At 45.8% G+C, this 23,851-nt stretch carries 21 protein-coding genes; 14 read left to right on the forward strand and 7 right to left on the reverse strand.

Going from position 1 to position 23,851, the window contains the following annotated elements:
- Positions 1-46 precede the first annotated feature (46 nt).
- Positions 47-952 (reverse strand): sulfotransferase family protein, encoded by a 906-nt coding sequence (locus tag SG35_RS07835; protein WP_053042757.1) that lies wholly within the window; start codon positions 950-952, stop codon positions 47-49.
- A gap of 415 nt (positions 953-1,367) precedes the next feature.
- Here SG35_RS07835 and SG35_RS07840 point away from each other — a divergent pair, with 415 nt between their 5' ends.
- Positions 1,368-2,732, forward strand: coding sequence for a flippase (locus SG35_RS07840; protein ID WP_044830709.1), 1,365 nt, complete (start codon positions 1,368-1,370; stop codon positions 2,730-2,732).
- Between the two features lie 115 nt (positions 2,733-2,847).
- Here SG35_RS07840 and SG35_RS07845 read toward each other — a convergent pair whose 3' ends face one another.
- Both SG35_RS07845 and SG35_RS07850 read right to left on the reverse strand, forming a co-directional pair.
- Positions 2,848-3,588: an IS5 family transposase gene (locus SG35_RS07845; RefSeq protein WP_044830710.1), complete on the reverse strand. Its 741-nt coding sequence runs from the start codon at positions 3,586-3,588 to the stop codon at positions 2,848-2,850.
- Between the two features lie 235 nt (positions 3,589-3,823).
- Positions 3,824-4,927 (reverse strand): glycosyltransferase family 4 protein, encoded by a 1,104-nt coding sequence (locus tag SG35_RS07850; protein WP_044830711.1) that lies wholly within the window; start codon positions 4,925-4,927, stop codon positions 3,824-3,826.
- Between the two features lie 575 nt (positions 4,928-5,502).
- Between SG35_RS07850 and SG35_RS07855 the strand changes: the two genes are divergently transcribed.
- The 9 genes from SG35_RS07855 to SG35_RS07895 all read left to right on the forward strand — a co-directional run bounded on the left by SG35_RS07855 (position 5,503) and on the right by SG35_RS07895 (position 13,923).
- Positions 5,503-6,603 (forward strand): glycosyltransferase, encoded by a 1,101-nt coding sequence (locus SG35_RS07855; protein WP_160298210.1) that lies wholly within the window; start codon positions 5,503-5,505, stop codon positions 6,601-6,603.
- Positions 6,604-6,909: 306 nt separating this feature from the next.
- Positions 6,910-7,785 (forward strand): glycosyltransferase, encoded by an 876-nt coding sequence (locus tag SG35_RS07860; protein WP_053042758.1) that lies wholly within the window; start codon positions 6,910-6,912, stop codon positions 7,783-7,785.
- A 128-nt stretch (positions 7,786-7,913) separates the two neighbouring features.
- Complete coding sequence (locus SG35_RS07865; RefSeq protein ID WP_044830712.1) at positions 7,914-8,669, forward strand: glycosyltransferase family 2 protein; 756 nt, start codon at positions 7,914-7,916, stop codon at positions 8,667-8,669.
- A 279-nt stretch (positions 8,670-8,948) separates the two neighbouring features.
- Positions 8,949-9,881 carry a Wzz/FepE/Etk N-terminal domain-containing protein gene (locus SG35_RS07870; RefSeq protein WP_044830713.1) on the forward strand — a complete coding sequence of 311 codons (933 nt, stop codon included), beginning with the start codon at positions 8,949-8,951 and terminating at the stop codon, positions 9,879-9,881.
- 33 nt (positions 9,882-9,914) lie between these two features.
- The gene (locus SG35_RS07875) at positions 9,915-10,985 is read left to right on the forward strand and encodes an EpsG family protein (RefSeq protein ID WP_044830714.1); all 1,071 of its coding nucleotides are present in this window, start codon (positions 9,915-9,917) and stop codon (positions 10,983-10,985) included.
- Positions 10,986-11,410: 425 nt separating this feature from the next.
- Positions 11,411-11,875, forward strand: a complete 465-nt coding sequence (gene ribH / locus SG35_RS07880) for a 6,7-dimethyl-8-ribityllumazine synthase (RefSeq protein ID WP_044830919.1) — start codon at positions 11,411-11,413, stop codon at positions 11,873-11,875.
- Between the two features lie 137 nt (positions 11,876-12,012).
- Positions 12,013-12,429 carry a transcription antitermination factor NusB gene (gene nusB / locus SG35_RS07885; protein WP_044830715.1) on the forward strand — a complete coding sequence of 139 codons (417 nt, stop codon included), beginning with the start codon at positions 12,013-12,015 and terminating at the stop codon, positions 12,427-12,429.
- Positions 12,430-12,439: 10 nt separating this feature from the next.
- Positions 12,440-13,447 carry a thiamine-phosphate kinase gene (gene thiL, locus SG35_RS07890; RefSeq protein ID WP_044830716.1) on the forward strand — a complete coding sequence of 336 codons (1,008 nt, stop codon included), beginning with the start codon at positions 12,440-12,442 and terminating at the stop codon, positions 13,445-13,447.
- Positions 13,448-13,464: 17 nt separating this feature from the next.
- Positions 13,465-13,923: a phosphatidylglycerophosphatase A family protein gene (locus tag SG35_RS07895; protein WP_420794555.1), complete on the forward strand. Its 459-nt coding sequence runs from the start codon at positions 13,465-13,467 to the stop codon at positions 13,921-13,923.
- An 86-nt stretch (positions 13,924-14,009) separates the two neighbouring features.
- Here the strand turns inward: SG35_RS07895 and serA are convergent, their stop codons facing one another.
- The 4 genes from serA to SG35_RS07915 all read right to left on the reverse strand — a co-directional run bounded on the left by serA (position 14,010) and on the right by SG35_RS07915 (position 18,297).
- Positions 14,010-15,239, reverse strand: a complete 1,230-nt coding sequence (gene serA, locus SG35_RS07900) for a phosphoglycerate dehydrogenase (RefSeq protein ID WP_044830718.1) — start codon at positions 15,237-15,239, stop codon at positions 14,010-14,012.
- A gap of 94 nt (positions 15,240-15,333) precedes the next feature.
- Positions 15,334-15,996, reverse strand: a complete 663-nt coding sequence (gene rpiA, locus SG35_RS07905; protein ID WP_044830719.1) for a ribose-5-phosphate isomerase RpiA — start codon at positions 15,994-15,996, stop codon at positions 15,334-15,336.
- Between the two features lie 103 nt (positions 15,997-16,099).
- Positions 16,100-16,702 (reverse strand): 5-formyltetrahydrofolate cyclo-ligase, encoded by a 603-nt coding sequence (locus SG35_RS07910; protein WP_044830920.1) that lies wholly within the window; start codon positions 16,700-16,702, stop codon positions 16,100-16,102.
- A gap of 146 nt (positions 16,703-16,848) precedes the next feature.
- Positions 16,849-18,297: a peptide MFS transporter gene (locus tag SG35_RS07915; RefSeq protein WP_044830720.1), complete on the reverse strand. Its 1,449-nt coding sequence runs from the start codon at positions 18,295-18,297 to the stop codon at positions 16,849-16,851.
- A gap of 435 nt (positions 18,298-18,732) precedes the next feature.
- Between SG35_RS07915 and SG35_RS07920 the strand changes: the two genes are divergently transcribed.
- The 4 genes from SG35_RS07920 (at position 18,733) to cysD (ending at position 23,775) form a co-directional block, all read left to right on the forward strand.
- On the forward strand, positions 18,733-20,073 hold the full coding sequence (locus SG35_RS07920; protein ID WP_044830721.1) for a UDP-glucose dehydrogenase family protein: 1,341 nt from the start codon (positions 18,733-18,735) through the stop codon (positions 20,071-20,073).
- A gap of 42 nt (positions 20,074-20,115) precedes the next feature.
- Positions 20,116-21,012, forward strand: coding sequence for a UTP--glucose-1-phosphate uridylyltransferase GalU (gene galU, locus SG35_RS07925; protein WP_044830722.1), 897 nt, complete (start codon positions 20,116-20,118; stop codon positions 21,010-21,012).
- Between the two features lie 85 nt (positions 21,013-21,097).
- Positions 21,098-22,732 (forward strand): glucose-6-phosphate isomerase, encoded by a 1,635-nt coding sequence (pgi, locus tag SG35_RS07930; RefSeq protein WP_236702505.1) that lies wholly within the window; start codon positions 21,098-21,100, stop codon positions 22,730-22,732.
- A 143-nt stretch (positions 22,733-22,875) separates the two neighbouring features.
- A complete protein-coding gene (cysD, locus tag SG35_RS07935) occupies positions 22,876-23,775 on the forward strand; it encodes a sulfate adenylyltransferase subunit CysD (RefSeq protein WP_044830724.1) in 900 nt (299 codons plus the stop codon).
- The last annotated feature ends 76 nt before the right edge of the window (positions 23,776-23,851 follow it).

The following is a 23,851-nucleotide window of genomic DNA, read 5'->3' on the forward strand; positions in this document are numbered from 1 at the left end:
GCACGTTTTTGACGTTTAGCCTGTTGTTCAGATTGCATATGCCAGCCTACCAGACATAAGTTTCCCCCAGGTGTTCAAAGAGTGCCTGGTTAGGCAACGCAAAATAATCTTGTAAGCTTTGGTAGTCCTGTGGCGCGATCTTTGTTTTATTGTTGCCGGTATTGACGGCTTTTAAGTCGGGAACTTGGTAATCGGTGTCAAGGTTTAAAAAGTCAAATACCCGGGGGAGGATATCTTCAGGACGGCTAAATAGCACTTCACTGTTTAAAATCAAGATTTGTTCGCTAGCAAAATGCTGTTGGTACAGGGCGATTTGCTGCAGGTATAATCCCCTTGCCTGATAGGAATATAACCTGAAAGCCGGGTCTTGATAATCTTTTCGGTTTAACGCGTTGGCAAGCCGGTTGCTTTCTTGTGCCAGGGCATCTTTTAGTGTCAGCTTTTCATGACCAAAGCGTTTGACATGATAATAATGCGAAATAGCCCTTTCAACAGGGTTCCTGAGTAAGATAATGATCTTACAGTGTGGAATTTGGGCTTTAATGCGCTGTGCAACCAAAGGATTAAATAAATATAATGGACTGGCATCGATACAGACATCACCGGGCTTAACCTGTGTTTTTAACGGGAAATGGGCCTGGTACCAGGGCTGTCCTTTGGCAAACGTATCCAGGTTCGCTACGGTGCCGCCGTCGAAGTAGTGCTTTTCTTTACTAAAGCTTGCATGCACCTGGGGATGTTGGACCAGGTAATGGTAGAGGCTGGAGCTGCCTGCTTTTTGGGCGCCGACTATCATGCAGTTTGGCAGGGTGCGGTGTGAAGCCGATGCTTTCCTGATTGACCATTCGATGAGCGTGCTGTGCATCCGCATGTTTTGAGCATAGGCCTTTTGCCGTAACCATTGCCATTCGGCTGTCAATTTTTGTTGCAAAGTAAGCTTTTCTACTGCCATTTAGGTGTCTTAGGTTTTCTGTAAAGGGCTTATTTTACTGGAAGCCGGGCTTGTTTGACAGGTATTTATCCCGCCGTTGGTGTCGGATTCAGCCGTGGCGCTTATCTTGCTCAGAAGCGGAAATGGGCCAAACCCTGCGGTTAAAGGGCCGTTAAGTAAAATAATGAGTTCTTTGCTGGAATCCGGGACGCCGATATTGCTATCTGGCAATCACCAGGCACTGTAAATATCCGGCGGGGCAGGGTATTTTGCCGTTAAGTGATGATAAAAAGCCTGAATCCTTTGTTTAGTGTTATACTGCGCCGGATATTTCATTACCGCCAATCTTATTGCGGTAATGGGCCGGTATTCCCGTCAAGCCCGAACCGGGAAGTGGGCATGATAAACACTGACAGACTTTGACAATGAGGAACATTTGTTTTCTTTAGCTAAACTGACGAACAACCCGGCATCTTTTGGTGCGATAAAAAATGCCGCTTGGTTAATCGGGGAAAAAATTCTATCTATGCTGCTGGTACTGGTTGTCAGTATTTTGATTTCCAGACACTTGGGTCCGGAGAGATTTGGCCAGCTGAATTATATTATCGCCATTGTTTCCCTGGTGGCGCCGTTGAGCTCCTTAGGCTTAAACGCGATAATCACCCGGGAAGTGGTCAATGCCCCCGAGAAGCAAGATGAAATTATGTCTACCGCATTGGTGTTAAGGCTGCTGACCGGCTGTTTTTCTGTGTTGCTTTTGTATATTGCTTCTATGCTGGGCTTTTTTACCGAGCTTGGCGCGCTCGACTGGGGCATTATCGCCTTATCTGCGGTGAACATATTCACCGCTTTACATGTTATTGATTTTTGGTTTCAGGCAAAAGTACAGTCGAAATCTATTGTTAAGGTACGTTTCCTGGCGATACTCTGCTCTTCTATCGTTAAGTCTTTACTCGTATGGTTCGATGCCGATACCGCAGCATTTGTCTGGGCAACCGCCTTTGAATTTTTGTTGATCTCCTTTTTGTATTTGCTTATTTATTATTACCGCCAGCAAAGGTTTTCTTTGATGAAGGTTAACTGGCAATACGGCATGAATCTGATTGGACAGAGTAAATGGCTGGTGTTATCCGGTATATCGGCGGTGATTTATGTCAAGATAGATCAGGTGATGCTGGCGGAAATGGTCTCTTCATCAGAAGTCGGTATTTATGCTGTTGCCGGCAGGTTGTCCGAAGTCTGGTATTTTTTCCCTACCGCTGTCGTGGCATCTTTTTTCCCGTCCCTGCTCAAGAAAAAAGCGCAGGATGAGGCCGTCTATAAAGCGCAGTTACAGCGCTTGAACGATGCGCTAGTATTAGGTGCCGTTGCTGTTGCTTTGCCGGTTACCTTCCTCGCGGACTGGTTGATTGTGCTATTATATGGCGTTGAATATCAGGCGGCGGGGGTGATCTTATCCCTACATATCTGGGCGGGTATTTTCGCCTTTATGAGGGCGCTGCTCAATAAATGGCTGCTGGCCGAGCATCTGCTGCTTTTTTCTTTGGTGACGCAGGGCATTGGCGCTGTGGTGAATGTATTATTGAACTATCTGCTTATTCCCGAGCTTCATGGCGTTGGTGCTGCGATTGCTACCATCATCTCCAGTGCTTTTGCCTGTTATATCGCGCTGTTTTTTCATCACTCCACCCGGCCGATGGCCATTATTATGACAAAATCTTTGTTTATGTTTACCCGGGTGTTTACATGGAAACCAGTACGGAGTAGTAAAAGGACATCGGATAAAGAGGGCATCGGATAACCCGCGGATGGGGTCTTTGCTTAAGGGCAAAACAAAGTTATTGCGATTAATCCTGGTCGCCACCTAGAGCGTGTTGATCTTTGCTGTACATAACTTAATCAACCCAAACAGGTAGCTACATAAAACTAAATGCTAAAGCTACCATTGCTTGATAATTTCTCGCCAACTTGTCATACCGTGTTGAAATAGCACGGTATTTATTAATCTTCATGAATGCATTTTCTACTAAATGTCGATATCGATACATGCACCAGTCAATATCCTCATTGCCTTGCTCGTTGTGATCGCGTCTGGGGATAACGGGCTTTGCATTTTTCTGCCTTACAAATTCCCTCAAAGCCTCACTGTCATAACCTTTATCAGCTACAACCATTTCAGACTCAGGAGAGGCTGAAATTAATGACTCAGCATGAACAATATCATTTACCTGGCCTTCTGATAGCTCAAAATGGACAGGTAAACCGCCACTATCTACAGCAAGGTGAATTTTAGTTGTATTTCCACCTCGACTTTTCCCCACAGCTTGGGCACTTGCATCAGCTGTATTGGTACTATCCTGATGGGCTTTCACAATACTGCCATCAATAAATAGCCATTCGCTGTCATGCAATTTAGAAAGAAAAGTAAACACTTCCACCAATACCCCCTTCTGTGACCAAAGGTTGAATCTGCGGAAAACTTTACTCCAGCCACCAAATTCAGGGGGTAAATCTCGCCAAGGAATACCTGTCCTGAGCCTGAATAATATTCCTTCCATTGTCATTCGATGTTCTGGTTTACTGTAAATTCGACCTGTTAAAAGCATTATTCGTGATAGCAAGTTCCAGGTTTCATCTGTTAACATTAGTCTTGGCATGTTGATAGGGCATAACTGTTTTTGGTGAAATCAATTATACCTTGTCTTCATGCCGCCTATTTTTTATACCGCAAAGATCAACACGCTCTAGGGGATTCGGACAACTTTAACCGGGCTGGGCAATAGCGTGCTGATGCAATAACCGCTTAAAAGCCGGCCAAGCTGTGGTGGCAGCAACGCCAGGGGAGAGTCAGGTTATTGGCATCTGTGGTAAGGACTAAGCTAACGGGTGAACTCAATCGTGCATAGAAGCGGTTTTTGACTCTGCTATCAAGTTGGCGGCTTTGGTGAATACTTTGTTGATATTACTATTCCTGTCGCCGTATAAACCGACCATCTCTATATTCTCCCTGATGATATTTTCTACATTTTCCAGCCTGGGGTAGGCCAAAATCGCATCGGCAAGGGCTTTTGCGTTTTGTGTCTCAAAGAGCAAGCCATTTTTTTTCTGCTGTACCCAGGCCTTGTTCGATTCTATGTCGGAGACAATGGGAAACAAGCCACAGGCGAAGGCTTCCAACAGGCATAAACTGGTGCCGTCATGTAGAGATGAGGAGATATAGATATCATGTGCGTTGAGCAGCTCAGGTAAAGCCCCGTTGGGGACCTGTCCTAAAAAGCTTACCTGCTCGTTCAATTTATGTTCATCAACCAGGGTTTTATATTTCGCCATTAAAGGACCGTGTCCGACAAAGGTAAACTCAAAATCTAATCCACTTTGCTGTAAGAGGATTAGCGCCTGGAAAATCACTTCATGATTGTAGATAGGTTCAAAACGCCGGGTACAGATCAGTTTTAACTTTTTGTCCGCCTTTTTATTTTTCTTCTCCTGGGATAAATTAAACTTGCTTAAATCTATCCCAATCGAGGCGGTGATCTGTTTATTCGTCAGGGTGCCGATAGAAGAAATATAATCGGCGATTTGCTCGGAAACACTGTTGACCACCACGGCTTTGCCAAACACTTTTTTGAACAGGAAAGACCAGATCTTACTTTTTCGGTTTGTTAAGACATCGCTGCCGTGGGCAGTAATGATATAAGGTATTTTACCAGAACTTAAATAGGCGACAAGTCCGCCGCTTGTGGCATATTGGGCATGGATAAGATCAGGTTTGATTTCACTGATGAGTTTTCTGGCTTTATAGGCACACCAAAGATAGAGGATTTTGGACAACCGGCTCTCGGTGATGTCTTTTGATAATACTTCATATATTTTTACATTCCTCTTTGGGGACGGAGTCAGGGAAATAAAAGACACCTCATAGCCCTGGGCATTATAAAAGTCTATATAAGGCTGTATATGGATGAAATTACCGTTTGCAATCAGAACTATTTTCATTTCTAACTATTATTACCTTTGCTGAATTGCGTCTTACATCAGAGCGGGAAAGCATTGCCTCGATGCCATTACCGGCATCTTGCCCTATACCCAAGCATAAATACCCGCTATTATGAGGCCTGTGTTTCAAAAATAAAAGGTTTTAATTGGTGAATATCCCGTTGTTTCGGTTACCGGTAAATGCTTGCCCTTATTTTTGTCCTACGAAAATGTTATGATTTCCGGTGCTTGTCCAGCTGTATGTCTGTAAGCGTGAAAAATTTGGTTTTTCTGGCGTTTAAAGCTGAAATTTTCATAGCAAAATATTTTATAGGGATGGTGGTGTGCTGAAAGTATGGTACCATTTCCGGTTAAGTGCAGGTAAAGATTTTACTTTCAGCCGAGCGCCGTGTTTATTCGAGTACCGGTTTTATCTCGGCGGCGATACAGTGATGTCGTCTTCAGGGCTGACTCAGTGCTTTCAAACCAGGCAGCAAGCTTCATAAGGTCTTACTTGGCCTGTGTCCGGGTGAGCGCTATGTTTTTACAGAGTGGTTTAGGTGCGGCCAAAATACCCCTTGATGTTAAGAGAAATTGTGAATAAAAAAAATATGCGGCTAGTGTTTATTGCCCCGGCATCTGTTATCCATACGGTTAAATGGGTTAATGGCTTAGTCAATCATGGATTTGAGATCCATCTTATAACGCAGCATACTGCCGTAGAGCCTATTAATGACAAGGTTATCGTGCACCAGCTACCTTATTCGGGTCGCAGCGGATATGTGCTGAATGCTTTTGCTCTCAACCGGCTGGTAAGTAGGTTGCGGCCTGATATTATCAATGTCCATTATGCCAGCGGTTATGGCTCACTTGCTACCCTGTCCAGAATCAAGCCTTATATTTTATCGGTTTGGGGCAGTGATGTTTATGATTTTCCTTATCGAAGTTTTTTACACAATTGGCTAATAAAAACGAATCTAAACCGGGCACAACGGATAGCCTCCACCAGTTATGCGATGGCGGATCATGTCCGGGGGATATTACAGGATCAGCGCGAGATTGAAATTACTCCTTTTGGGGTTAACTTTGAACGTTTTACTTCAACTCGCACTATTTTTTCCAATGAAACTATTACCATAGGCACAGTTAAACGACTTGAGCACAGGTACGGGATTGATGTTTTGATCAAGGCTTTTGCTCTGGCGAGAAAAAAGTTGCTGGCATCCGAGCATGAAGCCGGGCAAAGGTTGAGATTATTGATTGTCGGCGACGGCTCTTTATCCTCTGAGTTGAAAGCCCAGGCTGGGCAACTGGCGTTATTGGATGTCTGTCAGTTTGTTGGTGGTGTGCCAAATACCGAAGTGAGCCACTATATCAATGAAATCGACTTATTTGTTGTTAGCAGTCGAATAGAAAGTTTTGGTGTTTCAGTGGTTGAAGCCTCTGCGTGTGAACGTCCTTGTGTGGTCTCCAATATCGGTGGCCTGCCAGAAGTTGTGGCCAACGGCCGTACCGGTTATGTAGTTTCAGGTGAGTCTGTTGAAGAGTTTGCCGATACCATTATCTCGTTGATCAATGATCCCTCTTTAGCCAAGGAGCAGGGACAATGTGCGCGGGCATTTGTCTCATCTAAATACTCAGAACAAGCAACGACGGCCACTATGGTGAAAATGTTGCAAGGAGAAAGTCATAGCTGAGGTGCTTTGCATTCGAACAAATAGTGCTAAAGATTAATAAACGCCCATACCAGGCCTGGTCTGCAGAAAAATAGCCGGGATGAGTATTGAATAATTAGGCTGTCGTTGTTACTATCTCGGCCTTTAAAATTTCACTATTTTTCGTTGTAAATTTTCGTTTGGTTATTTGGATTCTCTGCTTTTAGCTGCCTGCGGGTTATCTTGTAAATAAACATGCGTCCTCCTTTTTGGCGCGTAATGCTATTTTAAAGACCAATACCTTTCTGCAATGTCGAACTGTTAAATTAGAATCACCAGGTCATTTAAATGCAAGAAAAAGCTTTAGTTACTGTATATATAGCAACGCATAACCGTTCCGGGTTATTATTAAGGGCGGTAGAGTCAGTTTTAAACCAAACTTATCCCCACATTGAACTTATCGTTGCCGACGACGGCTCTGCTGATGATACTTATCAGGTATTATCGCCCTTGATTGACCAGGGCAAACTTATTTATTTAAAAAATGAAACCCCCCAAGGGGCGTGTGTTGCCAGGAATCTGGCAATAGAAGCGGCAAGCGGCGAGTTTATAACCGGACTGGATGACGATGATGAATTTTTACCTCATCGTGTTGAACATATGCTTACCAGTTTTGAGGCAACTGATTATTCATGTTTTGCTTCACCCTATTGTGAGCGTACCCCAAAAGGGGATGTTGAGCGGCGCATGGATCCCGGTGAAGTTACCCTGGAAGCTTTGCTCCATTATAATATTCTAGGGAACCAGGTGATGACTCGTACCGAGTATCTGCGCACTATTGGCGGATTTGATCCCAAGATGCCTGCTTTTCAGGATTATGATACTTGGGTTCGTCTGGTTCATCGCTACGGGACTGCATTTAAATCCGATAATATTAGCTATATATGGTACACAGATCATGTCAGCGGAAGGATCAGTGAATGCAGCGACCGCCGAATAACCGCTTTTAAGAAATTTATGGGTAAACATCAGGCCATTATGTCTCAAGCCCATAAAGACTCCATGAGTATATTGGAAAAACGACTACAGGGATCGAATTATAGTTTGCTGGATTTTTTAAAGTTAACGAATAAAGGGAACTTGAAAGCCTCGGTATCGTTTTTTATGAACACTAATTTCCGTTGGTTAAAATGGCTGTTTGATGTGAGCCGTCTTAAGGGCTAAATCTTATATCAACGCTTGCTTGCTGGAGTTTAGTGGTGCACACAGGTTAGTGTAAGGCGTTGTTAATGACACCGTAGTAAGTAACCTTTTCTGCCTATTTTAATTTCTTGATACTAAATGAGATATCAATGCTAGTTTCTATCATTACACCGACATTCAATTCTCAACAATTTATTTTAGAGACATATCAAAGTATCGTCGCGCAAACGCATCAAGACTGGGAATGGTTGGTGACCGATGATTGTTCCAGTGACGATACCTGGCAAATAATAACCCGGCTGAGCCAACAAGATGCGCGGATAAAACCTGTGCGCAATCAGGTCAATGCAGGTGCTGCCGTAACCAGAAATAATGCCATTGCCCGCGCTGATGGAGAGGTACTGGCTTTTTTAGATAGTGATGATTTATGGCTGCCCCGCAAGTTGGAGTTACATTTGGCTTTTATGGAACAAGAGCAGGCAGACCTGTCATTTACTCCTTATTGGCTAATAGATGAACAGGGGAATGATTTAAAACAGGGCATAGATCTTCGCAAACGCGGTTTGTTTTCATATCAGGATATGCTGAAAAAAAATGCGACCATGGGCTGTTGTACGGTATTGGTGAGGAAAAATGCTTTTGCCGACTTGTCTATGCCGTTGATCCGTGCAGGACAAGATTACGCCTTATGGTTGAAGTTATTAAAAACAGGCAAGCATGCCTATATTTTTAACGAACCTCTCAGTAAGTATCGAATAGTGTCAAATTCCATCTCTCGTAATAAAGTCAAAAAAGCGATGAAAATCTGGCAGGTATACAGAGATATTGAAAAATTAAATATCTTTAAAACTTGTTATGTTTTTTCGCATTATGCCATCAAGGCTTTCTTTAAATTGAACCAATAATTATTGCTATAAAGGTTATGATTTTAAGAGCTTTTGCACACTATGGTGTTATAATCCCTTCGATTTTAATCGGGTAATATCTTATCTGCCGGGAAGTTTAAGTCCCTGGCGGCTATTTTTCCTGAACAGGTCAAATCGAAAAGCTAACAATACCGCTTTGTTGATGAATGGGCGCTTATGGGGAGCCCACCCCCTGCTAATGCGTCTGTTTAAGGGGGAATTGCTGAGTTAGTAAAAATAGTTCAAGGTTGAGCAAGTAATTATCAGTTAAAGGTGTATATGGTGTCAGAGTTAAAGGTAAGTTCATCTTCAGAAATTTCAATCAAAGAAATTATTCGTCTTTTGTACGCGAGCCGCATTTTTATTGTTGTTAGTTCCATTATCTTTGCTGTGCTTTCTGTTGCTCTGGCCTTGAGTTTACCGAATAAATATAAATCGGAAGCCGTTTTAGTTACCGCTGTCGATAGTCAATCCGGGTTGTCAGGCCTTGCCGGGAAAATGGGCGGTTTAGGCGGGCTAGCCGGATTAGCCGGTCTTGATTTAAATGCTGGTCAAAATAACAATGTTGTGATCGGTAAAGAATATTTTCAGTCCCGATCTTTTATTATGAACTTTATCGAGAAGCATTCGATCCTGGTGCCTTTGATGGCAGGGGTCGAATGGGATGAGGAGACAGATGAGATCCTTCTTGATGATGGCCTTTATGATGTACAGACTAAAATGTGGTTAATCGGCGATGCCCCTGATGAGCAAACGCGCCCGAAAACAGAAGATGTGCTTAAAGAGTTTAAAAAACTCATAAGATTACAGGAAGATGATAAAAGCGGGCTGATAAAGGTTGAGCTTGAGTTTTATTCACCGAAACTGGCTCAGCAATGGCTGACTTTGTTTATTGATGATGTCAACGAGACGCTGCGCCAGCGAGACGAAAAAAATGCCCAGGAAAGCATCGCCTTTCTTAAGGAGAAATTGCAAAGTACCGACAATGCCAACTTACAGCAAACCTTGTTTGATTTGATTGAAGAGCAAACCAAATCTCTGATGCTCACCAACCGAAGCGGCGAATATGTCTTTCAGTATATTGATTTACCAAGTCTTGCCGAAAAGAAGTCAGCTCCGCAAAGAGCCCTTATATGCGTTGCCGGAACCGTTGTAGGCTGTTTTTTGTCTATGATGTTTGTCTTGATTCGATATTTTGCCAGAGTTGAGTAAGTCTATAACTTTACTAGAAAAGAGTAATTTCATTTGGTCTTTAATTATTACCCTATTCTGCTGTCTATCTTATATGGCGCTATCCTGTGGGGGACGTTAAGAAAAAATAACATTTTCCTGGTTGTTATTGCTATTTTATCTATTGCTGTCTTTTTTGGTTTTCGAGGCCCAGAAGCCGGAGCGGATACCCATAATTACGTTGGGGCATTTAAATCAATCCCCGACACTATTTATACTTACAGGGATCTAACCAAGGCGTTTGTTTTAAATAATATTACCGCTGCAGAACCCGGTTTTGTGCTTTTTACCTACTTGAACAAACTGGTGGGTTTTTCGGCGGATTTCTTTTTGGTGACCGTGGCACTATGGGGATTAATTTTTACTTATTTGGCTTATCGCCGGTTATCCGATTATCCTCTGCTGGCTTTTTCCTTGTATAGTGTCAGCATGACTTGTGTGTCTTTACACAGTAATGTTATCAGGCAGGGAATGGCGGTTGGTATCGTATTATTGGGCATCTCCTTTATTCAGCAAGAACGCAAAAAACTAGCCTTTTTCCTGTTTGTTTTTGCGTCATTCTTTCATTTTTCTGCTTTATTGGTGGCGATATTTCTAATTCCTGCTGTATTTCGCTTTAAAATGCGTTATTTCTGGGGGGCTATGTTGGTGTTGATTGCACTGTTACTGTCCGGATTTTTCTCCAGTGTTATTTTCATGTTTTTACCCAAGTTGCTTGCCATTAAGGCAGCTAAGTATTTTCATGTCGGCATGGATTCCCTAATAACGTTTAAGTTTCTTTCGTTTTTTATTTTTGTTGCTTTTCTTGAGTTTATTAAAACTTTTGGTTCCTATAACCGTGAGATAATCAATAACTTATACAGATGTTATTTTTCATTGTTTCTTATCCAGTTATTATTTATCGGTGATCTGGTTGCCAGTGAGCGTTTTGGCCTCTACCGGTTTGCTTTAGAGCCGATTATCATTATTTATGCATTTAATAGCTGGAAAGAGCAACATTTATCAAGGCTGTCTTTAGCACTTATTGCCATCTTGTACGGTTTGGTGGTTTTTAACATTCCAACCATACAAGAAACACTCACTTAACCGCTATCTCCGTTCTGATATTTCGGTAATCAGCTTGATTGGTTTCTTAAAGGGCTAAATTTACCTGAACAACTGGTCGTGCGAAATTAAGTACAGATAGCTTTTCTGATTGTTTCATTTTGCTTCAGCTACTTTATTCTTTGGCATAGAAGTTATCCTTATATTTTTATTTCAGTTATTGAACATGCGTAAAGGGGTTTTGTTATGAAACACTCTGCGGAATGGGGGCAGGTAACTACTCTCTGATAAGTGGTATGCTATCCCTGTAAATATGTTTTTAACTAGTTTGTCATCGATTTATTTTAATTGTCTCGGCTATCGTTAAGCTGTCGCTGTTAACCGCTTGAAAAAATCAATAAACGAGTACCGAAATAAGCTGCTATTTGATAGAATTGCCGCAATTTTTATCAACGGGTGATTTATACATGGAAATCATTGAAGGTTCATTTGCTACCCCAGGCAAAAAATACGCGATTGTTGTTTCGCGTTTTAACAGTTTTATTGTTGAAAGTTTACTTGAAGGCGCCATTGATGCGCTCAAGCGTCAGGGCAATGTCGCTGACGAAGATATCACTGTTGTTCGCGTCCCGGGGGCCTATGAATTACCGGTAGCGGCCAAGCGTATCGCCGCCAACGGCAAGTTTGATGCGATTATTGCCATAGGGGCAGTGATCCGCGGCGGTACTCCGCATTTTGATTTTGTTGCCGGTGAATGTAACAAAGGTTTAGCCCAGGTGGCGATGGAATTTACCACGCCGGTAGCTTTTGGTGTGATCACCACAGATTCAATTGAACAAGCCATAGAACGTGCCGGTACCAAAGCCGGAAATAAAGGGGCTGAAGCCGCCCTGAGCGCGTTAGAAATGGTTAATGTCTTATCTCAGCTATAATCTTGTGACATTGAAATTATTTCTGCTTTAACGGCATAATTTGCGGAAGTCTTTTAATAAGTCTTCCGTTTATGCCTGTTTAAAGCATAAATAGTTTAGATGCCTTGTTTTTGTAAATTTTATTTCGGAAAATTATTGTGAAACCTTCAGCCAGAAGAAAAGCCCGTGAATTGGCGATCCAAGCCGTTTATTCATGGCAGATCAGCCAAAATGACGTTGCCGATATCGAAGCCAGCTTTTTAACAGAAAATAAAGCACGCCGTTTTGATATTGACTATTTCCAGCAGTTGCTGCGTGGCGTAACCGCCAATGTCAGCTCCCTGGATGAAGCAATCTCCCCGCATGTCGACCGCCCGCTCGATGATATCGACCAGGTGGAAAAGTCTATCCTGCGCACCGCTATTTATGAACTCAAAGATTCTACAGACGTTCCTTATAAAGTGGTGATCAATGAAGCAATTGAACTGGCAAAATCTTTTGCTGCCGATGACAGCCATAAGTTTGTTAATGGTGTCCTGGATAAAGCGGTGAAGCTTATCCGCCCACAAGAGTAATCATTTCCCCATGAAAGAGTTCGAGCTGATAAAGCACTTTTTTGCCGAGCAAATTGTCAAGCGTAAGGACGTGCTGCTGGGCATAGGCGACGATTGCGCCCTGATACAACCGGGAGAGCGCCAGCATATCGCGGTAACTACAGATACTTTGGTGGCCGGTGTACACTTCCCGCTGGAAACCGAGCCGCGCGCCATAGGGCATAAAGCAATCGCCGTGAACCTGTCGGATCTGGCGGCGATGGGGGCAGAGCCTGCCTGGGTATCTCTGGCGCTGACGTTACCGGAAGCCGATGAAACCTGGTTAAAGGAGTTTTGTGCCGGGGTGTTTGAATTATGTGAATACTATAATGTTCAGCTGATTGGCGGCGATACCACCCAGGGGCCGTTAAGTATTACTGTTACCGCCCAGGGGATCACGCCGGCAGATAAGTATCTGCTGCGCTCGGGCGCCAAGGCGGGTGACTGGCTCTATGTGACCGGCGAGCTCGGCGATGCGGCACTGGCGTTAAAACACCTGCAGGGCAAGGTAAAGGTGGAAGAGGTTTTTACCGAGCAGGTGATGACTAAGCTCAATTATCCCAAACCGCGCGTGCTGGCGGGCCAGGCCTTGAAGGAATATGCCTCCTCTGCCATCGACCTGTCAGACGGTTTGATTTCAGACTTGCAGCATATCTGCCAGGCCTCTAAGGTGGGGGCTAATCTGGTGCTTGATGCCTTACCCCTGTCTAAGGTGATGACAGATACCCTGGACCAGCAACAGGCCATCGAGCTGGCGTTATCCGGCGGTGATGATTATGAATTGCTGTTCACGGTTGCCGAAGACAATAAAGTGGGCATGGAAACCTCGCTCGCCCATGCCGGTATTAATATCACCTGTATCGGTCAGATCAACGGCTCGGAAAAGATCACCACGACATTGGACAATAAACCTGTGTCTATCGGCTCCCGTGGTTTTGAGCATTTCTCTGATAAAGAGAGTGATAAAGGCGCTGAGCACCAATCAGATCCGCAACGTTAATGGCAGCAGACAATTCAATGGCAAAATTTACTCTGGCGGATCCGGTGCAGTTCCTGGCACTGGGTTTTGGCTCGGGCCTGGCCCCTAAAGCACCGGGCACCTTTGGCACGCTTGCCGCCATCCCGGTTTACCTGCTTATGGCCTGGTATCTACCTGTGGCCGCTTATGCGGTGCTAACGCTTGCGATGGCGCTGGCGGGCATTTATATTTGCCAAAAAGCGGCAGACGCTGCCGGCGTGCACGATCATCCGGCGATTGTCTGGGATGAAATTGTCGGTTTCCTGATCACTATGTTTATGGTGCCTTTGTCCTGGCAGGCGGTGGTGACAGGTTTTGTGCTGTTTCGCCTGTTTGATATTTTCAAGCCCTGGCCGATTTCCATTGCCGATAAAAAAGTACACGGCGGTTTCGGCATCATGCTTGACGATGTGCTGGCGGGGGCTTTTGCCTTAATCGTGATGCAGCTGCTCTTCTAACGTCAGCGAGGGTTTGCTGAATACATTAAAAAAGGACCCTAGGGTCCTTTTTTAATGTTTGTTTCCTTGCTGGCGCCTTTACCCTGTTAGTGTAGAACCCTGGCCTTAAGGGTGCCTTCCACCTGCTTCAGCTCTTTTAACGCCAACTCGCTGTCCTGGGTTTCAATATCTATCACCACATAACCTATGGCGTCATCGGTTTGCAGGTACTGGGCGGCGATATTGATATTATGCTGGGCAAACGCCTGGTTAATTTGCGTCAGCACACCCGGCTGGTTTTTATGGATATGCAGCAAACGGCTGGTGCCGGTATGCTCGGGCAGTGATACTTCCGGGAAATTGACCGCAGATAGGGTCGAACCGTTATCCGAGTATTTCGCCAGTTTAGTGGCTACTTCGATGCCGATATTTTGCTGGGCTTCTTTGGTACTGCCGCCGATATGGGGGGTGAGGATGACATTGTCAAAGGCGCGCAGCGGAGAAATGAACTCTTCATCATTGCCTTTGGGCTCAACCGGAAAAACGTCGATGGCGGCGCCCGCCAGATGTTTCGTTTCCAGTGCCGATGCCAGGGCATCGATATCTACTACGGTGCCGCGGGAGGCGTTGATCAAGATTGCTCCCGGTTTCATCTTCCTGAACTCGGCGCCGGCGATCATATTTTGTGTCTGGCGGTTTTCCGGCACATGCAAGCTGACGACATCGGCTTCCTGCAATAAACTGCTTAAGTTAGGGGCCTGGCTGGCATTGCCCAGCGGCAACTTGGTTTCAACATCATAGAAGCGCACCCGCATGCCCAGGGTCTCGGCTAAAATGCCCAGCTGGGTGCCGATATGGCCGTAGCCGATAATGCCCAGGGTTTTGCCCCTGGCTTCCACTGAGCCCGCTGCCGACTTATGCCACACACCGCGATGGGCCAGGGCACTTTTTTCCGGAATACCGCGCAGCAGCAATAAAATTTCCCCCAATACCAGCTCGGCTACTGAGCGGGTATTGGAGAACGGTGCGTTAAAGACCGGAATACCGCGCTTTTGCGCCGCCGCCAGCTCAACCTGGTTGGTGCCGATGCAGAAACAGCCGATGGCGGCGAGTTTATTGGCATGGCTGAGTACCTTTTCGGTGAGCTGGGTACGGGAGCGGATGCCGATAAAGTGGACATCTTTAATTTTTTCAATGAGATCGGCTTCACTCAGGGAAGTTTTAAGATACTCAATATTGCTATAGCCTTTGGTTTTCAATTCTTCCAGGGCTTTTTCATGCACCCCTTCAAGTAATAAGATCTTAATTTTTTCTTTCGCTAAGGAAGTCTTGCTCATGATGACACTAATTCTCTTGAAACATTATTATGGATGGCTAGATATCTAAACTAGCATATAGTGCTTAAACTCTAAAGTGTTTTTTTGTTCGGCATTAATTCAATTTGCTGACGCTGACGCCTGCCTTAGTGCCGGTTACCAAAATATCGGCGCCGCGATGGGCAAATAAGCCGTTGGTGACCACGCCGACGATGCCGTTGATCTTCTCTTCCATCTCAGACGGCGCCGTTAAATTCATGTTATGGACATCAAGAATGACATTGCCGTTGTCTGTGATCACCCCCTGGCGGTAAACGGGATCGCCGCCGAGTTTGACCAGCTCACGGGCTACATAACTGCGCGCCATCGGGATGACTTCAACCGGCAGGGGGAACTGGCCCAGTACCGGCACCTGCTTGGAGTCGTCGGCAATACAGATAAAGGTTTTCGCTACGGCAGCAACAATTTTCTCCCGGGTCAGGGCAGCGCCGCCGCCTTTGATCATTTGCAGGTGCTCAGTTACTTCATCGGCGCCGTCGATATAAACATCAAGCACATCAACCGAGTTTAAATCGAATACCTCGATGCCATGGGCCTCAAGCCGTCTGCTAGACTCTTCCGAGCTGGAAACCGCGCCGCGGATACGCTCTTTGATGGTCGCCAGGGCATCAATAAAGTGGTTAACCGTGCTGCCGGTCCCGACACCGACTATGGTATCATTGTCGATAAAGTCCAATGCCTTAACCGCTGCCGCTTTTTTCATTTCATCTTGAGTCATAATCAACCTGCTGTTGTAGTGCTGAAGGGGGAAAATTTTGCGCATGATTATAACAGCGCAAATGTCGCAATTGTGCTTTTTTTACCGGCATTTGATAAAAAGCCTATTCGCACTGATAAACCTTGCCGGGGGTGATAATTTCCGGGATAGGCACATCCCAATACTCGGAAGGGATTTTCTCTACCCGCTGGCAGTCATGGGCCAGGCCGATAGGGTGCAGTTTAGTGCTTTCCCCGCTTTGGTGGCGGCGGTGCCACTTTTCCAGGGTACGGTCATAAAAGCCGCCGCCCATGCCGAGGCGGTCGCCGCTTAAATCAAAAGCAACCAGGGGGGTTAATAAGACATCGAGCTGATCGACGGGGCAAATTTTTTGCAAATCCAGTTTCGGCTCTGTGATGCCTAAATGATTCACTGTCATCGCCGTGTCCTGATCATAGTGAAGGAATAATAATTGCCCCTTGGAAAACGGGTGCAGCACCGGCAAATAAACGGTTTTCCCTTGCTGCCAGCACCAGTGGATAAAGGGCAGGGTATTTATTTCACTGTCGTTGGCCAGATAAATGGCAAGTTTGTCGGCGCCATTAATCACCGGGTGTTGGCTTAACTGCTCCAATAGCAATTCGGCCGCTTGGTTTTGTTGCTGTGGGGTCAGGGCCTGCCTGCGTTTACGCACCAGTTGTCTTAATTGTTGACGGGAAAGGGTCACGTTTTTTGCCAAGGTAAAAGTGTCAGGTGGCTGTTATATCAAAATCAAGCGATGAAGAGAAGCGGCAGTCTCAGGCAGGCTTTAACAGCAGGCAAAAAAAAAGAGCAGCGATAACGGCTGCTCTTTTTTCGGGGTAAAACTAAGAATTAGTTATGGCTTTCAGGCATGGCTTCATGCGTACCTGTCACAGACAACTCTTCTTCAAGTTTCTCTTCCATATCATGGTGATTATCACCTTCTGCGCCGTGCATCCAGGCAACTAATTTATTTGCGCTTAAGAAAATAATCACGGCGGTCACTAACGCGGCACCACCGACAGACATAAAGATGGTACCGGCATTTTCAACCTGCTGTTCACCTTCACCGACGAATTGCCCGATAAAGGCGGCCAGTTTATTGGAAAGTGCGGTAAAGAAGAACCAGGCACCCATCAATAACGAGGTAAATTTAACAGGAGCAAGTTTTGATACCAGAGATAAACCGATAGGGGATAAGCATAATTCGCCTAAGGTATGGAACAGGTAAGCAAAAACCAGGAACAACATGCTGACTTTAACAGAAGTATCGCCGCCTTGTACCATAGTCGCCCACACCATTACGAAAAAGCCAAGTGCCAAAAATACCATGGCCAGGGCGAATTTCACCGGTGAGGTCGGTTCTTTAGTATCCATCTTGATCCAGATAGAGGCCACAACCGGGGCAAGCAGGATAATAAACATAGCGTTTAATGACTGGAACCAGGAAGCCGGTACTTCAAAGCCCATGAAATCACGGTCGGTGAACTGGGAAGCATAAATATTAAATAAGCCGCCCGCCTGTTCAAAACCGGCCCAGAAAATCACCGAGAATACACTCATGATCAGGATAACTTTCGTACGGTCTTTTTCTTCTTTAGTCAGTGCTCTTGCTTTTAGCTCTTCTTTGCTGTTGGCGCCGGCTTTTTTCGCCGAAGGTACCACACCGATTTCGCCTAAATATTTATTGGCCAGGGTAAGTTGTAAGAATAAACCGATAAGCATACCACAACCGGCAGCGATAAAGCCGTAATGCCAGTTAACCTGCTCGCCTAAGTAACCGACGATTAGCGGCGATAGGAAGGCACCTAAGTTGATACCCATATAGAAGATGGTGAAAGCACCGTCACGACGGTGATCGCCGTCTTCATAGAGTTCACCGACTAAGCTGGAAACATTGGCTTTAAATAAACCGTTACCGCAACAGATAAGGATCAGGCCAAGATAGAAGACGTTCTCTTCCATGCCGGTGATCATGGTTTTTGGGATACCTAAGGTGAAGTAACCTAAGGAAAACAGTATGCCACCCAGGATAATGGCTTTACGCTGGCCGATAAAGTTATCGGCTAACCAGCCACCTATCATAGGGGTCAGATATACCGCCATGGTAAAGGTACCGTATAAGCCTAAAGCCTCTCCGGTTGTCCAGCCAAAGCCGCCGTTTTCGACTGTTGCTACCAAATACAGTACCAGTAGGGCGCGCATGCCGTAATAACCAAAACGTTCCCACATTTCGGTACCGAATAAGAGGAAGAGTCCTTTCGGGTGACCTAGAAACGTCCCCGTCGTAGGTTTATTCATATAATTATCCTTTCCAAAACATTTTTCTAATGTAATAAGTACAGCCGGTGTTATACCTGTGCTGGCGCCTAAACGCAAGTGCTAAGCGGTGATAGGGCTGAATTATCGGTTGAAATGTTACCGCCTGATTTTCATCTTGGCAGGGATAATGTCAGCAATAACAGCTGATAACTGTGAAAAAGTATGCAAAAAGCGCGCATATTATCGATCTTTGTCTATGTAGGGTGCTTTCATGCCTTAACTGCGTGGGCATATAGCAGCAGGAGGTTTTTTAAGGCTTTTTCTCTAAAAAGTATCGGCTTGCACATTGGTCTTTTCGTTTTCAGTGATATAATGCGCCCCTTAAGGCAGATGAAAGCCTGAATTGAACATGTTTTTTCAGATGTTATTATTGTTTGGTTTTTTCGCTCTCCCAGATATTTTGCAGGAATTTTAATGAAAGTTACCGTATTCGGAATTGGTTATGTCGGCCTGGTACAGGCGGCTATTTTAGCCTCTGTAGGCCATGATGTGCTTTGTGTTGATGTTGATCAAAGTAAAGTAGATAATTTAAAAAAGGGCATTATCCCAATTTATGAACCTGGATTAACTCCTATCGTTGAAGAAACCACTCAAAATGGCCTGTTAAACTTTACCACAGACGCCGCTGCCGGGGTCGCACACGGTAAGATTCAATTTATTGCCGTAGGGACACCGCCGGATGAAGACGGATCAGCGGATTTAAAATACGTCTTGGCGGTGGCCGAAACCATTGCCAGCCACATGAATGAGCCTAAATTTATTATCGATAAGTCCACTGTGCCTGTGGGCACGGCGGATAAAGTCACGGCAAAAGTTGCCGAAGTCCTGGCCGGACGTAATCTTAGCCTGGATTTTGATGTCGTTTCCAACCCGGAATTTTTAAAAGAAGGGGCAGCGGTTAATGACTGCATGAAACCGGACCGTATTGTGGTCGGCACCGACAGTCAGGCTGCCCGAGATGCCATGACCGAGCTCTATGCACCTTTTAACCGCAATCATGACCGTATGATCTTTATGGATGTGCGCTCGGCCGAGCTGACCAAGTATGCCGCTAACTGCATGCTGGCAACGAAAATCTCCTTTATGAATGAAATGTCTAACCTGGCAGAATTATTAGGCGCAGATATCGAAGCAGTACGCCACGGCATAGGTTCGGACACCCGTATCGGTTACCAGTTTATTTATCCCGGCTGCGGCTATGGCGGCTCCTGTTTCCCCAAAGATGTCCAGGCACTGGTACGCACCGCCCACGGTATTGAATATCAGCCGGCCCTGTTGGAAGCGGTTGAATCGGTAAACGCCGCACAAAAACAAAAACTGTTTAAAAACTTAAGTCATTATTTTAAGGGTGATTTAAAAGGCAAAACCATCGCTTTATGGGGCTTGTCCTTTAAGCCGCAAACCGACGATATGCGTGAAGCCTCTTCCCGGGTGCTGATGGAAGCCTTGTGGCAGGCGGGCGCTAAGGTACAGGCTTTTGATCCCGAAGCTATGGAAGAATGTCAGCGTATTTATGGCGATAGCCAGGAGCTGGCCCTGGTTGGCACCAAAGAGTCGGCCTTAAAAGGCGCCGATGCCCTGGTGATCTGTACCGAGTGGAGCCAGTTCCGTGCACCGGACTTTGATTTGATCGCTTCAAGCCTGACCCATCCGGTGATTGTTGACGGCAGAAACCTTTATGATCCCAAGCTGTTAAAGGATAAAGGTTTTGCTTATTACGCCATCGGGCGTGGTGAAAGTGTTCAAGCCGGTTAAATCATAAATAATATTACTATTTTTACTTTTTAAGGGACTTAGATGTCTGAGAAAATCACCAAAGCAGTTATCCCCGTTGCCGGATTGGGTACGCGCATGTTGCCGGCCACCAAAGCCATTCCAAAAGAGATGCTGCCGATAGTTGATAAACCGTTGATCCAGTATATCGTCAATGAATGTGTTGATGCCGGCATTAAAGAGATAGTCCTGGTCACTCATTCGTCAAAAAATGCCATCGAAAACCATTTTGATAAATCATTCGAACTGGAAACGACGCTGGAAAACAGGGTAAAACGCCAGTTGCTGGACGAAATTCAAGCGATATGCCCGAAAGATGTGACTATCATGCATGTCCGCCAGGGAGAAGCCAAAGGCCTTGGTCACGCGGTATTAAAAGCGCGGCCACTGGTTGGCAACGAACCTTTTGTTGTTGTGTTGCCGGATGTGATCCTGGATGATGCCAGCGCCGATTTGAAAACCGAAAACCTGACCGCTATGTTATCCCGCTATAATGAGTCGGGTTTTAGCCAGATCATGGTTGAACCTGTACCAAAAGAGCTGGTAAGCAACTATGGAGTCGCAGATTGCGAGGGGCATCAATTACAGCCGGGTGAGTCGAAAATTATGACCGCGGTTGTCGAAAAGCCTGCGGTTGAGGATGCACCTTCTAACCTGGCGGTAGTCGGCCGTTATGTGTTATCGGCACAGATTTGGGATTTACTGGCATTAACACCGCCCGGTGCCGGTGATGAAATTCAGCTGACCGATGCCATTGCCAGCTTGATGAATGTTGAAGTGGTGGAAGCTTTCCATATGACGGGCAAGTCCCATGATTGCGGCTCCAAGCTTGGTTATATGCAGGCCAATGTCGAATATGCCTTACGTCACCCTGAACTGGCGCATGGTTTTAAAGATTTCCTGAAAACCCTTAAGCTGTAATTCTATTTCTATCCCGATTACCTTTTAAAATATTCCATGCCCCGCCATGGAATATTTCTTGTTATCAAACAAAGGCCTGCCAATTGTGAATAAGGATATAAAAAACCTTAGCTCCCTTGCTGAGAATGCCAAACAACGTCAAATTCATGCATTATTTGAACAGCCGGGCAGAGCCGGGCAATTTTCTTTGAGCGCCGGCGGACTGTTTCTTGATTATTCTAAGCAAAACATCACCCGAGATGAAGTTAACAGCCTGATCGGCTGGGCAAAGAGCCAGTCGCTTGAGAAAAAAGTGGCTGATATGTTTACCGGTAAGCAAATCAATGTCACCGAAAAACGTGCGGTGCTCCATACCGTGCTCAGGGCGCCGGCCAAAGTGCAGCAGGAAGTTCTGGGAGAGAGGGCTGAAGAGCTGGCTGCGGCTGAACGGCAAATGGCTGCTATAGTCAATAAACTTTGCTCCGGTACGCTGTCAGCGGGCGGTGGTGAAAAGATCAGCCATGTTTTAGCCATAGGCATAGGCGGCTCTTATTACGGTATTAAAACAGCCCTGACGGCGCTTGAGCCCTTCCATAACACAGGGTTAAAGGTTGAGGTCCTGGCCAATATCGACGGCGGCGCCCTGATGGAAAAGCTGGCCAAGTTACCGGCTAAAAATACGGCGGTGGTGGTAATTTCGAAAACCTTTACCACCCAGGAAACCATGCTCAATGCCGCCGCGGTGAAAACCTGGATGTTAGCGCAAAGCGGCGATAAAGATATTATCGCCCGCCAGTGGTTTGCGGTCAGCACCAACCTTGATAAGGTCAGTGCGTTTGGCATCTGTCCCGAGCATACCCTGCCGATGTGGGACTGGGTTGGCGGACGCTTTTCCTTATGGTCGGCGGTGGGTTTACCCCTGGCTTTGGCTATCGGTATGGAGAACTTTTCCCGGTTAAAAGCCGGCGCCTTTACCATGGACGAGCATTTCCAGCAGGCTCCCCTGAATGAGAATATGCCGGTATTGCTGGCGATGCTGGGGATCTGGAATCGTAATTTCCTCGATCATGCCAGCCTGGCTATTTTACCTTATGATCATGCCTTAAGGGCCTTGCCCGGTTATTTACAGCAAACAGATATGGAAAGTAACGGCAAGTCGGTATCGATGGCGGGAGAAGAACTTGCCTGGCAAACTGCCCCCGTGGTTTTTGGCCAGGAAGGCACCAACAGCCAGCATGCCTTTATGCAGTTGATGCACCAAAGCCAGGACATTATCCCCTGTGATTTTATTGTTGCCCTGCAAGGGGCAAGTGACTATCACCACCATCACCAGGTATTGGTGGCCAACTGCTTTGCCCAAAGTGAGGCTTTGATGCTGGGCAAGTCATTGGCTCAGGCCCGGGCCGAGCTCAAAGGAGCAGGGGCTTGTGATGACGAAATCGACCGGCTTGCTCCCCATAAAACCATGAAAGGCAATACCCCGAGTAATACCCTGCTACTCGATGCGCTAACGCCTGAATCCCTGGGAGCGCTATTGGCCTTGTACGAGCATAAAATCTTTGTTCAGGGCGTTATCTGGCAAATTAACTCATTTGACCAATGGGGGGTCGAACTGGGTAAAGTCTTAGGGGGCGATGTCTTGTCAGCGATGGCCGGGAATGACAGTGAGCAGTTGTCCGGCTCCAGTTTGATGCTGATCAAGCGTTTCATCAATAAAACTCAACTGACTCAAAGCGGCTAATGCGGTTATCTATAAGTTATTAGCGGGTAAACTTAGCTTATTATTCAAATTGGTTATATAAAAGCATATTCCCATATGGATACCTTGGCGACTCTATGTCAATATAGCGACATTAGTTTTAATCATTGCCAGTGCTATTTTTAATGAACCTGACCCATTTAAAGAAACTCGAAGCCGAATCCATTCATATCATACGTGAAGTTGCCGCGGAGTTTGATAATCCCGTGATGTTATATTCCGTCGGTAAAGATTCGGCGGTATTGCTTCACCTTGCCCGTAAAGCCTTTGCCCCGGGGAAAATTCCTTTTCCCTTATTACATGTTGACACCAACTGGAAATTTAAGGAAATGATCGCTTTTCGTGATCAAATGGCGAAAAAATACGGTTTTGAATTACTGGTGCACAAAAACCCCGAAGGCATGGCAATGGGTATCAGCCCGTTTAAACACGGCAGTGCCAAACACACGGATATCATGAAAACCCAGGGCTTAAAACAGGCGCTGGATCAATATGGTTTTGATGCCGCTTTTGGCGGTGCCCGTCGTGACGAGGAAAAATCCCGGGCAAAAGAGCGGGTTTACTCTTTCCGTGACGACAACCACAGATGGGATCCGAAAAGCCAGCGTCCCGAGTTATGGAATATCTATAACGGTAAGGTCAATAAAGGGGAAAGCATCCGGGTGTTCCCGTTATCTAACTGGACCGAACTGGATATCTGGCAATATATCTATCTTGAAAGTATTGAAATTGTACCTTTATACCTGTCTCAGGAACGTCCTGTGGTCGAGCGCGACGGCACCTTGATCATGGTGGATGACGAGCGCATGCCGATAACAGATGACGAAGAGATACAAATGAAAAAAGTACGTTTTCGTACCCTGGGCTGTTACCCGTTGACGGGGGCGGTGGAATCCGAGGCGGCTACCTTGCCCGAGATTATTCAGGAAATGCTGTTAACCAAGACCTCTGAGCGCCAGGGGCGGGTCATTGACCATGACTCTGCCGGCTCTATGGAAAAGAAAAAGATGGAAGGTTACTTCTAACGGCAGCCGAATTTATTAATGCTGGTTCCGGCCTGGAACAGGCGGACAGCAGAAGATGATATCCGGCAGGTAAATA

This window comes from Thalassomonas actiniarum, from assembly GCF_000948975.2.
Classification (GTDB): domain Bacteria; phylum Pseudomonadota; class Gammaproteobacteria; order Enterobacterales; family Alteromonadaceae; genus Thalassomonas; species Thalassomonas actiniarum.

What these genes read in the sequence shown, in the direction of transcription:
- SG35_RS07835 (WP_053042757.1), bottom strand. Translation starts at nt 952, where the DNA reads ATGGCAGTAGAAAAGCTTACTTTGCAACAAAAATTGACAGCCGAATGG.
- SG35_RS07845 (WP_044830710.1), bottom strand. Translation starts at nt 3,588, where the DNA reads ATGCCAAGACTAATGTTAACAGATGAAACCTGGAACTTGCTATCACGA.
- SG35_RS07850 (WP_044830711.1), bottom strand. Translation starts at nt 4,927, where the DNA reads ATGAAAATAGTTCTGATTGCAAACGGTAATTTCATCCATATACAGCCT.
- SG35_RS07860 (WP_053042758.1), top strand. Translation starts at nt 6,910, where the DNA reads ATGCAAGAAAAAGCTTTAGTTACTGTATATATAGCAACGCATAACCGT.
- SG35_RS07865 (WP_044830712.1), top strand. Translation starts at nt 7,914, where the DNA reads ATGCTAGTTTCTATCATTACACCGACATTCAATTCTCAACAATTTATT.
- SG35_RS07870 (WP_044830713.1), top strand. Translation starts at nt 8,949, where the DNA reads ATGGTGTCAGAGTTAAAGGTAAGTTCATCTTCAGAAATTTCAATCAAA.
- ribH (WP_044830919.1), top strand. Translation starts at nt 11,411, where the DNA reads ATGGAAATCATTGAAGGTTCATTTGCTACCCCAGGCAAAAAATACGCG.
- thiL (WP_044830716.1), top strand. Translation starts at nt 12,440, where the DNA reads ATGAAAGAGTTCGAGCTGATAAAGCACTTTTTTGCCGAGCAAATTGTC.
- SG35_RS07895 (WP_420794555.1), top strand. Translation starts at nt 13,465, where the DNA reads ATGGCAAAATTTACTCTGGCGGATCCGGTGCAGTTCCTGGCACTGGGT.
- serA (WP_044830718.1), bottom strand. Translation starts at nt 15,239, where the DNA reads ATGAGCAAGACTTCCTTAGCGAAAGAAAAAATTAAGATCTTATTACTT.
- rpiA (WP_044830719.1), bottom strand. Translation starts at nt 15,996, where the DNA reads ATGACTCAAGATGAAATGAAAAAAGCGGCAGCGGTTAAGGCATTGGAC.
- SG35_RS07915 (WP_044830720.1), bottom strand. Translation starts at nt 18,297, where the DNA reads ATGAATAAACCTACGACGGGGACGTTTCTAGGTCACCCGAAAGGACTC.
- SG35_RS07920 (WP_044830721.1), top strand. Translation starts at nt 18,733, where the DNA reads ATGAAAGTTACCGTATTCGGAATTGGTTATGTCGGCCTGGTACAGGCG.
- galU (WP_044830722.1), top strand. Translation starts at nt 20,116, where the DNA reads ATGTCTGAGAAAATCACCAAAGCAGTTATCCCCGTTGCCGGATTGGGT.
- cysD (WP_044830724.1), top strand. Translation starts at nt 22,876, where the DNA reads ATGAACCTGACCCATTTAAAGAAACTCGAAGCCGAATCCATTCATATC.